The sequence below is a fragment of the Microlunatus elymi genome (assembly GCF_007362775.1).
Classification (GTDB): Bacteria; Actinomycetota; Actinomycetes; order Propionibacteriales; family Propionibacteriaceae; genus Microlunatus; species Microlunatus elymi.
Genome location: NZ_CP041692.1, coordinates 1,665,005 through 1,679,969 on the forward strand (window position 1 = coordinate 1,665,005; position 14,965 = coordinate 1,679,969).

The following is a 14,965-nucleotide window of genomic DNA, read 5'->3' on the forward strand; positions in this document are numbered from 1 at the left end:
GCCTGATCCACGACGTGCCCGAACACGTACCCAGCCCCTACCGAACCGTCCGATCAAACCGCCTCGTCCCGCTCGATCCGTGCGCCACTCGGTCCACCAGGACCACCGACGTCAGCACCCGCAGCCGGTCCCGACCCGCCGGCTGCCACCCCTGCTCCACCGGAACGCCCGCGCCGACAACGGCTGCGGACAAAGCCGCAGCTGAGCCGCCCGCACCGCTTCGAATGCTCGCCGACGGGGAGGCTCGCATACAGTAGTGGCCGCCCGCGTGCCCGATGCCGGCTGCGCGGAGTTGACTCTTGTGTCCGTACGGCTGCGCGCCGGTCGGCTGCTGACGACGATTTCGTAGGGGTAGTTCAGGCAATCGTGATGGATGACAACCCGGCGCTCGGGGAGCACCCCGAGAGCCCGCTGGACGCCGGCGAGACGGCATTCCTGCCGCGGATCAAGGCGCCCCTCGGTTCATCGACCCCAACTCACCCGACCCCGCAACCGGCGGCCGCGCCGGCCAAGCCGCCGGCCACCAACCAGCACGCTTCCGCACCGGCCGGGAACGGCAGTACGCAGACAGCGGTACTGGATCCCGACGACCCGTGGGCGTGGGCCTCGGCCGCCGACGAACCCGAGATCGTCGACATCTCCCACTGCCGGGTGACCGCAGTCCTGGTCACCCAGAACGCGGGCGGTTGGCTCTCCGAGACCCTGACCGCACTGGCCGGCCTGACCCGGCGCCCCAACCGGGTGATCGCGATCGACAATGAGAGCACCGACAACACCCTCGACCTGCTCGACGACGCCATCCAGCGCCGGGAGCTCGACGCGGTCTACCTCGGCCGCCACGGCTACGGCTACGGCGACGCGATCCGCTCCGCGCTGGACCAGGATGCCGCCGAACACGGCTCCGGGACAGGGCCCGGATCCACAGCAGGGCCCGGATCCACAGCAGGGCCCGGATCCACAGCCGGGGCCGAGGACTGGCTGTGGCTGCTGCACGACGACGCCGCACCGGCCCCGCAGGCGCTGGCGCAGCTGCTCGGCCACGTCGTCACCGACCCGAGCATCGACATCACCGGACCGAAGCTGCTCCGGCCGCGCCGCCGGCATCGGCCGTACGAGATCAGCGAACTCGGCGTCTCCATCGCCGGCTCCGGCCGTCGCCACCTGGGCCTGGACTCCGGCGAGATCGACCAGGGGCAGCGGGACCAGCCGGTCCGCCGACTCGGCGTGTCCAGCTGCGGCATGCTGGTCCGCCGGACCGTCTTCGACCAACTCGGCGGCTTCGATCCGGCCGTCCCCGGCTTCCGCGACGGCGTCGAATTCGGCTGGCGTGCCCAGTTGGCCGGTCATCGGGTGATGACCACGCCCGCCGCCACCATGGTTCACCGTCAGGTCGGCCGGGCCGGACTTCGTCCCAGCGGCATCGGCGGCAAGCATCCGGACAAGGTCGACCGCGAGCTCGGGATGGCGTTGGTCGCCGCGCACGCCCCGGCGCCCGCGCTGCCGTTCGTCTGGCTGCGGCTGGTGTTCGGCTGCATCGTGCACGCCGTCGGCTACCTGATCGGCAAGGTGCCCGGCCGGGCGGCCGAGGAGATCGCCGCGGCGCGATCGTTCGCCTGCCACCCGCGGCGGATCGTCCGGATGCGCAAACGGCTGCAGGGACTGACGACGGATCCGCGCGGCGAGGCCGCGGTGCAGCGATTGCGGCCCGGCAGATTCAGCGGCGCCAAGGCCGCGATCGACCAGATCACCGCCGCCGTCGGCAACCGGTACGTGGCGATCGCAGGTTCCGCGCCCGGCGCGGCCAGCCTGGACGAGCTGACCAGCGACGAGCTGCCGAGCGCGCCGGAGGAGAAGAAGACCAGCCCGTGGCTGTCGCCGATCGTGATCGCGCTGCTGCTGAGCGTGGTCGCGGCCGTGGTCGCCGCCCGTCAACTGATCGGTCTCGGCTCGCTGACAAGTCCTTACCTGCTGCCGGTCAGCACCGACCTCGGCAACCTGTGGCACACCTTCACCGCCGCCATCCCGGGTGCGCCCGGGAGCACCAACGCCCCGTGGACCGGCCTGATCGCGCTGGCCGGCACGGTATTCGTCGGCCAGCCCGAGTGGTTGGTCACCGTGCTGATCATCGGCACCGTGCCGCTGGCCCTGCTCAGCGTCTACCCGTTGATCCGGCGCGTCATCACCGATCGTCGGGTCCGGCTCTGGGCCGCCACCAGCTACGCCCTGCTGCCGGTGCTGCTCGGCGGCACGAACCAGGGCCGGCTGATGCTCAGTGTGGCCGCGATCCTGTTGCCGCTGCTGGCCGTGGCCGGCCGCGCGCTGGTGCTGCGCCGGGTCGGCAACCCGGAGGCCTGGCGCGGCGGCTGGGGTGCCGGTCTGGTGCTGACCGCACTGGCCGCCTTCGAGCCGTCCCTGCTGCTGGTCGCCGTGCTGCTCGCCGTGGTCGCCGCGTTCACCGTGGCCCGGCAACCGCGCAAGATCGGCCGGCTGGTGATCGCGATCGCGGTCCCGCTGGTCATCCTCAGCCCGTGGTGGCCGACCGTGATCCGGACCTGGGGCCGGCTGCTCACCGGCCCCGATCCGTCGCTCGAATCCACCGCATTGCCGGCCTCGAGTTGGATGTTCCTGATCGGCCGCGACGGTGGGGCCGGGCTGCCGCCGCTGTGGGTCGGCGTGATCGTGTTCGGCGCGATCTGGTGTGTCGCCCTCGGCGGCCTGCTGCGTTCGCCGCGCCGCCGGGCCGTGATCACCGGCTGGGTGGTCGGCCTGGTCGCGCTCGCCGCCGCCATCGTGCTGTCCCGGCTGCTGGTCACCGTCCCGACCCTGGACACCCTGACCAGGCCGTACGTCGGTCTCTATCTGCTGCTCGGATTCGGCGCGCTGGTGCTGGCCGGGGCGATCGGGTTGGACGGCTACACCCAGCAGTTGGGCCGGCAGAGTTTCTCCGTCGCCCAGCCGCTGTCGGTGCTTGCCGGTGTGCTGGCCGGACTGATCGGGCTGCTCGGCGCCGGCTGGTGGGTTGCCGCCGGTGCCACCGGACCGATCCAGCGGACCGAGCTGAACCAGATTCCGCCGTACATCGTCGACGCGCAGGACAGCCCGGCCGCCGTTCGTACCCTGGCCATCGACCTGACCCACGGACGCGCCGACTACTCGGTGGTGGAGCAGGGCGGCAACCGGCTCGGCACCGCCGAGCGCGGCTTCGCCTTCGGCGGCTCGCAGCAGGCCCAACAGGAGGTCGCCGGCGTGGTCGGCCGGTTGGTCTCCGGGTCCGGGGACTCCCAGGTCGCCTCCGATCTGTCCGATCTCGGCGTCAACTACGTCTGGGTCAGCGGGGCCGATGACGACATCCGGAACCGGATCACCAACACCCCCGGCCTGGCCGGCGCCAGCGGCAACACCTCGGCTAGCGTCTGGCAGCTGAGCCAGCCGACCTCGCGGGTCCGGCTGGTGTCGGGTGAGCAGGTGACCCGGCTGGACGACCCGGTCAGCACCGGCGAGACGGTTCAGGTCCCGGCCAGCAGCCTGCAACGCACGCTGCGGCTCGGCGTACCGGCCGATGCCCGTTGGTCCGCGACGCTGGACGGCAAGCAGCTGACACCCGCCCACGACGGCAACTGGCAGCAGAGCTTCCTGATGCCCGAGTCCGGCGGCCGGCTGGTGGTTCGGCTGAACAGTCCGATTCCGTGGTTCCCGATCGGCCAGGGCGTCGCGCTGCTGATCACCATCGTGCTGGCCGCGCCGGCGGTGCGCCGTCCGGAGGTGCGCGATCCGGTGCAGGACGCGCGCCGAGTGGCCACCGCCGGGGCGAGCCCGACGATGCGGCGCAGCCTGCCGCCGATGGCCGACGATCTGACCTCGCTGACCAGCACCACCGGCTGGAACACCGTCTCCGGAGGCGTCACCACCTCGACCGACGGACACTCCGGCGACCTGCTCGGCACCACCACGCTGGAGGCACTGCGCGGCGGTGAGTTGCCCGACGACGACGACACCCGGGAGATCTCGGCTCGGCCGATCGCTGCATCCCGGGCGCGGATCGAGGAGGACGCATGAGCGCGATCAACGCCGTACGCGGCTGGATCGCGGTCGGTGTCGCCATCGTGGTCGCCACGGGCATCGGCCTCCTCGGTTACCTCGTACCGACCGCACAGCCGCCGGCCGCCGGCAGCAGCCAGCCGATGCTGGGGCGGACCAGTTCGGTCTGCACAACTGGCACCCTGAACGCCGGAAAGTCCTCGGACAGCGCCGAGTCGCAGGTGTACGCGGTGGCGGCGAAGGCCTCCGCCAACGACACCGGCACGCTGACCGGCCGCGAGCTCGGCAGCGCCGACGAGGGCTCGGCTCCGCTGTCGGTGGATACGCCGGGGCAGGGCAAGATCCTGACCGGCCCGCAGAACTCGGTGCAACTGACCGCGGACGGGATCATGGCCGGCACCTCGGCCGGCATGGTGTTCGGCTCGACCGACAGCGGCGAGGACCGCGGCCTGTCGCTCGGCGCGTGCACCAGTCCGGTCGTCGACCAGTGGTTCACCGGCCTGGGCGCCGCCGACCGGCTGCGCAGCCAGTTGGTGCTGAGCAATCCCGACGACAAGCAGGCCGAGGTCGACCTGACGTTCTTCGGCCCGGACGGCGAGTTGTCGGTTCCCGGTGGCTCCGGTCTGCTGATCCCGGCCGGGCGCAGCCGGACCGTCTCGTTGCAGGACCTGCTCGGCAACCTCGACGGTGATGTGACCGTGCACGTGCATGCCTCGGTCGGCCGGGTGTCGGCGATGGCGCGCGATCTGCGCAGCGCCGCCGACCATACCCCGACCGGCGCCGACTGGCATCCCGCCTCGGCGGCGCCGGCCAACCAGCAGATCATCCCGGCGGTTCCCGGTGGTCCGGGTGCCCGGAAGTTGATCATCAGCAATCCGGGCCAGCGGCGGGCGAACGTCAAGATCGAGATCCTCGGACCGGACGGCCCGTTCACCCCGGCCGACGCCGGCGAGACGTCGGTCGAGGGGCAGTCGGTGGTGGAGGTCGAGGTCTCCAAGGGGCTGGCCGGTCAGATCGGAACCGTCCGGGTGACCAGTGACCAGAAGGTGGTCTCGGCGGTCCGCTCCGAACGGATCGGCAAGACCAAGCCGAACGACATCGCCATCAACACCGCGCAGCCGGCGATCACCTCGCTGGGGTTGGCGCCGGCCGCGGTGGTCGACGGTTCGGAGACCGAGTTGGCGATCAGCAACGGCGGCTCGGCAATCGCCACCGCGGACGTTTCCTTGATCAACCTGGACGGCGTTTCCCTTTACCACGAACGGATTCCGGTGGCACCCGGTGCGTCGATCGAGCGCCGCGTCACCCAGGCCGGACCGGCCTACCTGCAGGTGAAGACGCCGGCCGGATCCCAGCTGTACGGCGGTGTGACACTGCGTCAGCTGACCGGAAGTGTCAACGGCCTGGCCGCCGCCGCGTTGATCACTCCGAGCCTGGCCGGCAGCGCTCGTGGCACCCAGTACGACCCGCACGTCGCCCAGTAGTCGCCAATGGTCGTACGAGCCCGTACGAGCATCCCGGTGACCGTCGCAAGCAACCGGAAGTTTCCAGCACGTGCGGGGTTTCGGCGAGCTCGATCGGTCAGTCGTCGTCGTCCAATCCGTCCGGATCGAGTTCCTCGATGCTGCGCCCGGTGAGGGCTGCCAACTGCTCGACCAGGGTGCGGTGGATCAGGATCTGCAGACCCGGCCGGCTGGCGGCCCGGTGTTCGATCGGCCGCCGATACAGCACCACCCGGCCGAAGGCGGTGGGGGTGGGCGCCACCGCGGCGGCCAGCGGGACCCGTTCACCCGACCACGCGGTCTCCAGGAACGGCACTTCCTCGATGCCGACCGTGATGCCCTTCAACACGTCCGGGCAGTTCTCGTTCACCTGTTCGATCGAGTCCTGCACCGCCTCGTCGAAGAAGGACGCCCGGGCCGGCGGCTGGACCGGACGGACCGTCGTACCGGTCAGCGGATTGCGCACCGCAAGCGGGCCGCGCAGACCGCGGCCATGTCGATCGCGCCGCCGGGTGGACATGCCGTGAAGTCTATTGCCGTGTCCCTTCTCGATCCGACCGGCCACCGGCGGTACGGTCTAGTCCGTGACGTCGAGAAGTTGCTCCCGCAGCGGTTGTGATGAGCGGGCGGTAGCCACTTTGACCTACGTCTACAACGACTCCACCGCGGTGATCGGCCCACTGGCCAGCAACGTCGAACCGCACGGCTACGACCTGTGTCGCCGGCATTCGGCCAATCTGTCGGCCCCGCGCGGCTGGGAAGTGATCCGGCTGGCGACCGACTTCACCGACCCCGAACCCAGCGACGACGACCTGCTCGCGCTGGCCGACGCCGTCCGCGAGGTCGGCCTCAACTACGGCACCGACGATGCGGTGGGGACGCTCGGCGCCGGTGGTGCATCGTCGATGGTCGAGGTCGCCCGCCGTGGGCACCTGACCGTGCTGGCCGACCCGGACGCCTGATCGACCCGGACGCTTATCGACCTCGGCGCCTGATCGAAACCGACGGGAGTGACGCTTCGGCCACCGCGTCTGCATTGGTGCCCTAAGCTGACGGGCCATGGCGTGCCGCCGGTCCCGAGCCGTACAGCTTCGGCCACATCGGTCACAGCTCCGGCCGGATCGCTGGCAGCTCGTCAACACTGCGGGAGGGGCGCAACGTTGATCGAACCGGGGATCTTCAAGGCCAACGACATTCGCGGGGTGACCGGGCCGGACGGCGAATGGGACGCCGACGGCGCGTACGCAATCGGCACCGCCGCCGCCGACGTGCTGGAACTGGCCGGCAGGACGATGGTGCTGGGCCGGGACATGCGGACCAGTTCGCCGACCTACAGCGCGGCGTTCGCCCGCGGCGTACGGGATCGCGGTGTGAACGTGATCGACGTCGGCCTGACCAGTACCGACCAGCTCTGGTTCTGCTCCGGCAGCCTCGATCTGCACGGGGCGATGTTCACTGCCAGCCACAATCCCGGCCGGTACAACGGGATCAAGTTCTGCAAGCCGGGGGCGCTGCCGGTGGACTCGCAGATCCTGTCCGAGATCAAGAAACGCGCGTTGGCCGGGCCGACCGCACCGGTCGCCGAGCCGGGCAGCATCGAACACCGCGACCTGCTGCACGCCTACGCCGATCACCTGCACGCCCTGGTCGACACGTCCGGGCTGCGCAGGCTCAAGGTGGTCGCCGATGCCGGCAACGGGATGGCCGGCCACACCCTGCCGGCGGTGCTGGGGGACGGTGCGTTCGAGGTGATCGGCCTCTACACCGATCCGGACGGCAGCTTCCCCAACCACGCTCCCAACCCGCTCGAGCCGGAGAACCTGGTGGACGCGCAGGCCGCGGTCCGCGAACACGGAGCAGACCTTGCGCTGGTCTTCGACGGTGACGCCGATCGCTGTTTCATCATCGACGAACGCGGCGAGGTGGTCAGCCCGTCGGTGGTGACGGCGATGATCGCGGTGCAGGAGCTTGCCCGCGAGCCGGGCGCGACGATCGTCCGCAACATCATCACCTCTCGGACAGTCCCGGAGGTGGTGGCCGAACACGGCGGTCGCTGCGTCACCACCCGGGTCGGGCACACCTTTGTCAAGGCGACGATGGCCGAGACCGGCGCGATCTTCGGCGGTGAGCATTCGGCGCACTACTACTTCCGCGACTTCTGGGGCGCCGACACCGGCATGCTGGCCGGACTGCATGTGCTGGCGATGGTCGGCCGGTCATCGCTGCCGCTGTCGGAGCTGGCAGCGGAGTATTCGCGCTATTTCGCCTCCGGCGAGATCAATTCGACGGTCCCGGACGCGGCGGCGATGCTGGACAAGATCGAGAAGCTGTACGCCGACCGGGGCGAGATCGATCGCTCCGACGGCCTGACCGTCAGCTCCGAGGACTGGTGGTTCAACCTCCGGCCGAGCAACACCGAACCGCTGCTGCGCTTCAACGCCGAGTCGGTGACACAATCATTGACTGACCAGATCCGGGACGAAGTCCTCGCGATCGTACGCAGCTGACCGAGTTGTCAGCGTTAGGCGGCGCTATAACGCCTTCTGGCGCTGACACGTCGGGGATGAGGAGAGTTGATGGCCGTCGAGTTGGCGCCCGAACTGCTGGCGGTGCTGGCCTGCCCGAACTGCCACGGCAGTCTGGCAGTTGATCATGAACGCTCCGAGCTGGTCTGCACCTCGCCGGACTGCCAGCTGGCCTACCCGGTACGGGACCAGATCCCGATCCTGTTGATCGACGAAGCCCGCCCGCCCAAGGGGGCCCCTTCATCCAGCAGGAACGAAGGCCGACCCGATCAGAGCGCGGAGCAACCCGACCGCGGTCCTGAACCTGGCGAAGGACCGAACTCCCAACCGGACAAGGATTCTCAGGACTCGAGCAAGGGGCCTGAGCCTGTCGAAGGACCGGAATCGCAATCGAGCAAGGGTCCTGAGCCTGTCGAAGGATCGGAATCCGGGCCTTCGAGCAACACCGGCGGCGCAGCCTAGCCTCGATCTTTCGTCTGGCTCGTTGTTGATCATGGTTGTAGTGGTTGAGGCTTCGATCGATGGTGTGGGCAGGGGTGGGCTCCGGCGCTGTGTCCGCCGGTTCTCCGTGGTCCTTGGTCGTTGGGGTAGGGGCTGGTTGGTCAGGCGGTGCTCAGGCTGGTCCAGGCGTGGTCGATGTAGTGGTTCCAGGGCCAGCCGCGTGGGAGTCGCAGGAGGTGTCGGCGGCTGGTGTGGATGATGCGTCCGGCCACGGCGAGGATGCGGAAGCGGAGTCGTTTGGGTTCCCACCGGCGGATGTCGGCGGTGGGTTCGAAGGCCAGGGTCTGGGTCCAGGCCAGGAGGTCGGCTGCCAGGGCGACGATCTCGACCCAGATCCGGTTCTGGTTGTAGCCGTGGAAGGGCAGGTTGCGTAGTCCGGTGTCTTTCAGGGCGCGGATCCGGTCTTCGCAGCGGGCGCGTTGGCGGTGTCGGACTTCCAGCACCGGGATGGTCCAGCCCGGGCCGCGGGTGTTGGTGGCAAAGCAGGTGACCCGCCAGCCGTTGTGATCGGTCAACCTCAGCTGGGCGCCGGGATGGGGCCGTTCCCGGCGGGCGATCACCCGCATCTGGGCCGGCCACTCGTCCTGGCCACGGGTCAGGGGTGGCATCCACCGGGTGAGTTCGGCGACCTCGGCACCCTCACGCCGATCACCGTTGCTGTCCAGGGCCGGCTGCCAGGCCTGGTCCGGGATCGTCTCGATCGCGGCCGCGACCCGGTTGCTGGCCTTGAACCCGACGCTGTATTCCAGACCGGCAGCGATGACGTGGTCGAGGAAGTCTTTGTTGCCTGGTCCGGAATCGGTCCGCACCAGCACCGCGTCGCGTTCACCGGGCGGGAGTTGAGCCAGGGCGTGGTCCAGGGTGTTGATGTGGTCGGCACTGTCCATCGCCGAGGCCCATCCCGGCCGCAGATCGATGGCCAGCGTGTCGGCGGTGCCGTGTTCGCCGTGATCGACGAACGCGCAGATCGGATGGAACCCGTAACCCCGCTTATAGGTCCGGCCGGCGCCTTGTTTGTCCGAATGCGCGGTCACCAACGTGGGATCGATATCGATGATCACCTGCCCGCCATCGCGCTGCCCGGACGGTCCCGACACCGGCCGCCGCCGGGCCCAGACCCGGCCCCGGGCCGTCGCGTGAACCGAGCGGATCGCGGTCACCACCTCATCGACATCGGCGGCCAGTGTTGTGAACAGTCGTGAGATTATCGGGTCCGAGGCCACCGGGCCGAACACCTCAGGCTGGGCCCGGACCGCGGCCACATCGGCCAGACAATCCCCACCCAGGGCGACCGCGACAGTCACATCGAGCAGGATCTTGCCCGGATCATGCACGTAGCGATCGGCCCGCCACCGAGCCAACGCCCTCGACAAGGCCCGATCCAGACCGGCAGCCCGGATCGTCTCGGTCAACAACAACGCACCCGACGACGAAATCAACGACTCACGCCTGGGATCAAGAACCAGTCCGCCACCTCGGTTACGCTTCACCTGCGGAGTGCCTTTCCCCTTGGATGATTCACGACTCAGACAATCGCTAGTCTTCCAAGCAGGACAGGCACTTCCGTGTTTCAACCCACGGTCACAACACCAAGATCACGAAATATCGAGGCTAGATGCCCTTCTTCGACGATTCCCTGCTGGACGATCCCACCGCCCTGGCGGCGGCCGACGGCATGCTGCGCCGGCTCGCGCAGGCCGGCGCCCGGATCCGGATCGAGGCCGAACAGGCCGCTGCGGCGTTGTCGGCGGTGGTCGAGCTGCCGCGGCCACGAGCTGTGATCGCGGCCGGTTCGGAAGCCCGGCTGATCCGGTCCATGCTCGAACCGAGTTGCCCGGTGCCGTTCCTGGCCTGGCCACGGCACGGCCTGCCCGGCTGGGTGGGTGCGCTGGATCTGGTGGTGGTGCTGGCCACCGACGGCGCCGACGCCAACCTGGTCGCGACCGCGCGTGAGGCGATCCGCCGCGGCAGCCAGTTGATCATCGCCTGCCCGCAGCCATCGGTGATCGCCGAGCGTGTGTCCGGGCGGGACGCGATCATGCTGCCGACCAAGACCGGAGACACCCTGGCGGCGGCGGTGATCGTGCTGGCCGCGCTGCACCGGATGCAGCTCGGGCCGATCGTGGACGCCGAGGCCGTTGCCGGCGCGTTCGACCGGGTGGCCGAGGACTGCTCCCCGTACGTCGACGTGGCCGAGAATCCGGCCAAGGATCTCGCGCTCGGGCTGGCCGAGACACAGCCGTTGGTCTGGGGCGGGTCGGTGCTGGCCAGCCGCGCCAGCCGCCGGGTGGCCGAGACGTTGCGCGCGGCCAGCGGGCGAGCTGCGTTGGCCGCAGATGCGGGGGAATTGGTGCCGGTGCTGGCATCGGTCACCCGCAAGGATCTTTTCGACGATCCGTTCGAGAACCCGCAGCCGTCCGAACGACGGCCGGCGTTGGTGATCTTGGACGACGGTACCGGTGATCAACTCACCAACAGCTGGCAGAACCGGTTGCGTGAAGTGGCCGACGCCGCCGACGTACGGGTGTGCCCGATCTACTGCACCAGCGGTGGTGATCTTGATCGGTACGCCGGACTGCTGCAGACCGGCCTGTTCGGCGCGGTCTACTTGGCGGTCGGGTTGGGCCGTTCGATCTGGCAGGATTGACCGTCGTGAGTTCTGAGACCGCCGCCGAGCCGAGCGGTGCCCCGGCCGGTGCGCCCGGCGAGCCCGAAGCCGCCGGACACAGCAGCAACAAGGCGATCATCGCCGCGCTGCTGGCCAACACCTTCATCGCTGTGCTGAAATTCGCCGGCTGGGCGCTGACCGGTGCGTCGTCGATGCTCGCCGAGGCGATCCATTCCGTAGCGGATACCGGCAATCAGTTCCTGCTGCTGATCGGCGGTCGGAGAGCGAAGAAGGAAGCGACCGCGGAGCACCCGTTCGGCTACGGCCGGGAGCGGTACGTGTTCGCGTTCATGGTCGCCATCGTGATGTTCAGCATCGGTGGCGTGTTCGCGCTGTACGAGGCCTATCACAAGCTGGAGGAGATCCTCGCCGGGCACCACGACGACTTGGGCCGCTGGTGGTGGGTGCCGATCGTGATCTTGATCGGCGCGATCATCGCCGAAGGTCTGTCGCTGCGGACCGCGATCGGCGAGTCCAACAAGGCGCGGGGCAGCCAACGGTTGTCCCGGTTCATCCGATCGGCCAAGGCGCCGGAGCTTCCGGTGGTGTTGCTGGAGGACTCCGCCGCGGTGATCGGGCTGGTGTTCGCGCTGTTCGGTGTGGTGCTGACCAAGATCACCGGCAACGGCATCTTCGACGTCATCGGAACCGCCCTGATCGGCCTGCTGCTGGTCGCGGTGGCGATCACGCTGGCGACCGAGACGAAGAGCCTGCTGCTGGGCGAGGCCGCCTCGCCGCAGGCGATCGACAAGATCAACTCCGCGCTGGTCGGCACCGAGGGCGTCGATCGGGTGATCCACATGAAGACTCTGCATCTGGGTCCGGAGGAGATCATGGTCGCCGCCAAGATCGCCGTCAGCCCGGAGGACTCGGCCACCGAGGTCGCGGGGCTGATCAATCGCGCCGAGTCGGCCATCCGGGCCGCCGAACCGATGGTGACCGCGCTCTACCTGGAGCCCGACATCTACGTCAAGGACTACCAACCCGCGCCCCGCCCCGAGCGCCCCGCCGCCCCCTCGCACTGACCCGCCCGGTCCGATTCCGTTCCCGCGCACCCACCCGACGGCGCCGGATCGTTCCCGCGCACCCACGGTCCTCCCGCGGACGTACTAACCTGCGCGGGAGAGCCGTAGGTGCGCGGGAGCTATGGGTGGAGGACGGATGGGGCAGCGGGCAGTGCTGGTTTTGAACGGGCCGAACCTGGGCCGGTTGGGCAAGCGGGAGCCGGAGACGTACGGGTCGACAACGCACGATGATCTTGCCGCCCAGTTGATCAAGGTCGGGGCCGAGTTCGGACTCGATGTCGAGGTCCGGCAGACCGATGCCGAGGCGGAGATGATCGGCTGGCTGCACGAGGCCGCCGACTACTCCATCCCGGTGGTGCTCAACCCGGCCGCCTGGAGCCACTACTCCATCGCGATCGCCGACGCGGTGGCCCAGCGCACCGCCGACCTGATCGAGGTGCACATCTCGAACATCCACACCCGGGAGGAATTCCGGCACCACTCGGTGATCTCCGCCTACGCCACCGGGGTGATTGCCGGCCTCGGCCTGGACGGCTACGAGTTGGCCCTGCGCAAACTCGCCGCCTGAGGCGTCACCAGAGGGTCTCGATCTCGAACAGCTGGAAGGCCGGGTCCTTGGTCACAAGCGGAAGCGACTCGAGCTTGCTCTGGGCGGCCAGCATGCGGTCGAACGGATCGCGATGGACCACATCGAAACTGCCGGCTGTCAGCGCGTGCCGCTGTTCGACGGGCAGTGGGGTGAACCCGTTGAGCGCGACGAGCTGCGGATAGCGCTCCGTCGCCTCCGGCACCTCGTCGAGCTTGCCCAGGCGCTGCTTTGTCGAGATCTCCCATGCGCTCGCGGCACTGACAAAGACCTGGTTGTCGATCGAAGCGATCTCGGAACGGGCCGCCGACGACAGCCTGGGGTCGTCGGTGAACCACCACAACAGCGCATGGGTGTCGAGGAGAACCCGGCTCACGAGTCACCTTCCCAAGCGTCCAATTCGGAGTCGGGCAGCGAGTCGAAGAACGACTCGCCGAGGTAGCCGTCGAGCCCCCCGGGCTCTCGCGCTTCGCTGGGAGCAAGGGGCACCAGACGCGCGTACGGGATGCCGGACTTGGCGAGGATGATCTCCTCACCGGCATGGGCGCGTTCCAGCAGCCGGGACAGATGAGTCTTCGCGTCGTGGACGTTGATGGTCACCATGGGAGCTCCTATGACTTAGTCCACCACCTTAGTCCGCTGCCGCTGCTGGTGAGGGACTCCGTCCGGTCAGCCGGAGGCGAGGCGGCCCCTCGGCAGTACGGCCTGATCGGCTGCGGCGGTCCCCGCGTGCCAGCCGCGGGCGTCGACGCGACGGGAACCGCCGCTGCTGATCGAGGGGAACATCCGGCGCAGCTCCTGGTCGACGGCCTCCTGCTGCTCGGCCAGGACCGGGACGAGGTCGGTGCCGTACTCCGCGGCGACCCGTTCGGCGGTCTCGCTCAGCCGTTCGCCGATCCGGGTGGCGTAGGCGAGCAGGAACGAGCGCCGGAAGCCGGCCGAGCGGTTGACGCTGCCCGTCCGGCTGCCGTCGCCGTGCTCGGTCATCGCCCGAACCGCCTGCACCAGCAGTGAGGTGAACAGCAACTCGACCTGCTCCAGGTCGCCCGCCATCCCGACGATGGTGCTGGCTCCGGCCTGCTCGTCCCATACCGCCCGGACCCGGTTCGCCTCGGCCACCCGCTGGGCCAGGGTGGCCTTGGTCAGCGCATACGGGTTGTCGATGTAGAGCCGTCGCGCGCTGACCTGGTAGGCGGACGCCGACTCGGACTGCAGCAGTGCCTCGTCGATGGCGTGCCGGCTGATCAACTCCTGCGCCTTGGCCGTCAGGGCCTCGGCCTCGGCGGAGAAGGTGGTCGACTCCGCTTTGGCCAGCAGTGCCCGGACCCGGCCCAGCAGCCCAGGATCGACGGCGGACGAGCCGTAGCGCTGCGACGACGGCCGGGCAGACGCGAACGGTGACCGGGATCCTCCCGGCTCGGTCTCGTCGCGCCACGCCGACGGCGGCGGACCCAGCGGCGCCAGCCGATGCATTCGGCGCAGCTGCCGCATCAGCGACAGTGCCCGACGCCAACGCCGGAGCGGATCGGCATCGGCCGAAAATAACCAGCCGGCCCGGCCGGGACCCGCTGCGGGGACGTCGAAGTTGCCGGGCAGCTGGGCCCGCCACCAGGCCGGTGCCCGGGCGGCCAACCCGCTACGACGGTGCTGCTCGAGAACGCCGGCGGCGCCCAGATCGTCGAGTCGTGGCGTGCCGCGCCGAAGATAGTGCAGCAGATCGGCGGGCTGCCAGCCGGACTCCCAGCGGTTGCCGATCATGGTCAGCACTTCCTCGGCCATCACGAATCGAGGGTCGAGCCAGTCGGCCGGTGCCCCGACGCTGAGCTGTTCGAGCTCGATCAACACCTGCTCGGCCACGACGGCCGAAACGTCGGGAGCGGTGTCGCGGATGCCCAGATCGATCACGTAGCGCACCTGCTCGGCCATGGCCTGGGCGTGCGCCCGCTCGGCCATCCGCGGATGGGCTCTCGCGTCGGGACGGACAAAGGCGGACTCGCCACCGGCGGGCGACCAGGGCCGGGACCTGGAACGGTCGTTGCGACGACGTTGCCGATTGCTCATCCGAGACTCCCTCGTTCGTGTTCGGCCCTCCTGATCGGCCCGGGTGCACGAGGTTAGGG

At 69.4% G+C, this 14,965-nt stretch carries 13 protein-coding genes; 8 read left to right on the top strand and 5 right to left on the bottom strand.

Annotation, left to right across the window (positions count from 1 at the left end; genetic code table 11):
- Nucleotides 1-369: 369 nt before the first annotated feature.
- Both FOE78_RS07445 and FOE78_RS07450 read left to right on the top strand, forming a co-directional pair.
- Nucleotides 370-4,056 carry a glycosyltransferase gene (locus FOE78_RS07445; RefSeq protein WP_143985722.1) on the top strand — a complete coding sequence of 1,229 codons (3,687 nt, stop codon included), beginning with the start codon at nt 370-372 and terminating at the stop codon, nt 4,054-4,056.
- Nucleotides 4,053-5,522 carry a DUF5719 family protein gene (locus FOE78_RS07450; protein ID WP_143985723.1) on the top strand — a complete coding sequence of 490 codons (1,470 nt, stop codon included), beginning with the start codon at nt 4,053-4,055 and terminating at the stop codon, nt 5,520-5,522. Before FOE78_RS07445 ends, FOE78_RS07450 begins: the two co-directional genes overlap by 4 nt.
- A gap of 97 nt (nt 5,523-5,619) precedes the next feature.
- On the opposite strand, the gene FOE78_RS07455 is transcribed toward FOE78_RS07450, so the two are convergent.
- Nucleotides 5,620-6,060: a metallopeptidase family protein gene (locus FOE78_RS07455; RefSeq protein WP_143985724.1), complete on the bottom strand. Its 441-nt coding sequence runs from the start codon at nt 6,058-6,060 to the stop codon at nt 5,620-5,622.
- A 64-nt stretch (nt 6,061-6,124) separates the two neighbouring features.
- Between FOE78_RS07455 and FOE78_RS07460 the strand changes: the two genes are divergently transcribed.
- The 3 genes from FOE78_RS07460 (at nt 6,125) to FOE78_RS24895 (ending at nt 8,527) form a co-directional block, all read left to right on the top strand.
- The gene (locus FOE78_RS07460) at nt 6,125-6,502 is read left to right on the top strand and encodes a DUF3499 domain-containing protein (protein WP_143985725.1); all 378 of its coding nucleotides are present in this window, start codon (nt 6,125-6,127) and stop codon (nt 6,500-6,502) included.
- Between the two features lie 198 nt (nt 6,503-6,700).
- Nucleotides 6,701-8,047 carry a phosphomannomutase/phosphoglucomutase gene (locus tag FOE78_RS07465; protein WP_143985726.1) on the top strand — a complete coding sequence of 449 codons (1,347 nt, stop codon included), beginning with the start codon at nt 6,701-6,703 and terminating at the stop codon, nt 8,045-8,047.
- Nucleotides 8,048-8,116: 69 nt separating this feature from the next.
- Nucleotides 8,117-8,527, top strand: coding sequence for a Trm112 family protein (locus tag FOE78_RS24895; protein WP_210414873.1), 411 nt, complete (start codon nt 8,117-8,119; stop codon nt 8,525-8,527).
- Between the two features lie 140 nt (nt 8,528-8,667).
- Here the strand turns inward: FOE78_RS24895 and FOE78_RS07475 are convergent, their stop codons facing one another.
- The gene (locus FOE78_RS07475; protein WP_323125687.1) at nt 8,668-10,056 is read right to left on the bottom strand and encodes an IS1380 family transposase; all 1,389 of its coding nucleotides are present in this window, start codon (nt 10,054-10,056) and stop codon (nt 8,668-8,670) included.
- 125 nt (nt 10,057-10,181) lie between these two features.
- Here FOE78_RS07475 and FOE78_RS07480 point away from each other — a divergent pair, with 125 nt between their 5' ends.
- The 3 genes from FOE78_RS07480 to aroQ all read left to right on the top strand — a co-directional run bounded on the left by FOE78_RS07480 (nt 10,182) and on the right by aroQ (nt 12,827).
- A complete protein-coding gene (locus tag FOE78_RS07480) occupies nt 10,182-11,213 on the top strand; it encodes an SIS domain-containing protein (protein WP_143985727.1) in 1,032 nt (343 codons plus the stop codon).
- Nucleotides 11,214-11,218: 5 nt separating this feature from the next.
- Complete coding sequence (locus FOE78_RS07485; RefSeq protein ID WP_143985728.1) at nt 11,219-12,259, top strand: cation diffusion facilitator family transporter; 1,041 nt, start codon at nt 11,219-11,221, stop codon at nt 12,257-12,259.
- Nucleotides 12,260-12,395: 136 nt separating this feature from the next.
- Nucleotides 12,396-12,827 (top strand): type II 3-dehydroquinate dehydratase, encoded by a 432-nt coding sequence (gene aroQ, locus FOE78_RS07490; protein WP_143985729.1) that lies wholly within the window; start codon nt 12,396-12,398, stop codon nt 12,825-12,827.
- Nucleotides 12,828-12,831: 4 nt separating this feature from the next.
- Here the strand turns inward: aroQ and FOE78_RS07495 are convergent, their stop codons facing one another.
- From FOE78_RS07495 to FOE78_RS07505, 3 genes are all read right to left on the bottom strand, one after another.
- The gene (locus FOE78_RS07495) at nt 12,832-13,221 is read right to left on the bottom strand and encodes a type II toxin-antitoxin system VapC family toxin (RefSeq protein ID WP_143985730.1); all 390 of its coding nucleotides are present in this window, start codon (nt 13,219-13,221) and stop codon (nt 12,832-12,834) included.
- Nucleotides 13,218-13,448 carry a type II toxin-antitoxin system Phd/YefM family antitoxin gene (locus FOE78_RS07500; RefSeq protein ID WP_143985731.1) on the bottom strand — a complete coding sequence of 77 codons (231 nt, stop codon included), beginning with the start codon at nt 13,446-13,448 and terminating at the stop codon, nt 13,218-13,220. The genes FOE78_RS07495 and FOE78_RS07500 overlap by 4 nt, the downstream gene beginning before the upstream one ends.
- A gap of 66 nt (nt 13,449-13,514) precedes the next feature.
- A complete protein-coding gene (locus FOE78_RS07505; protein ID WP_143985732.1) occupies nt 13,515-14,906 on the bottom strand; it encodes a DUF2786 domain-containing protein in 1,392 nt (463 codons plus the stop codon).
- Nucleotides 14,907-14,965: the final 59 nt, after the last annotated feature.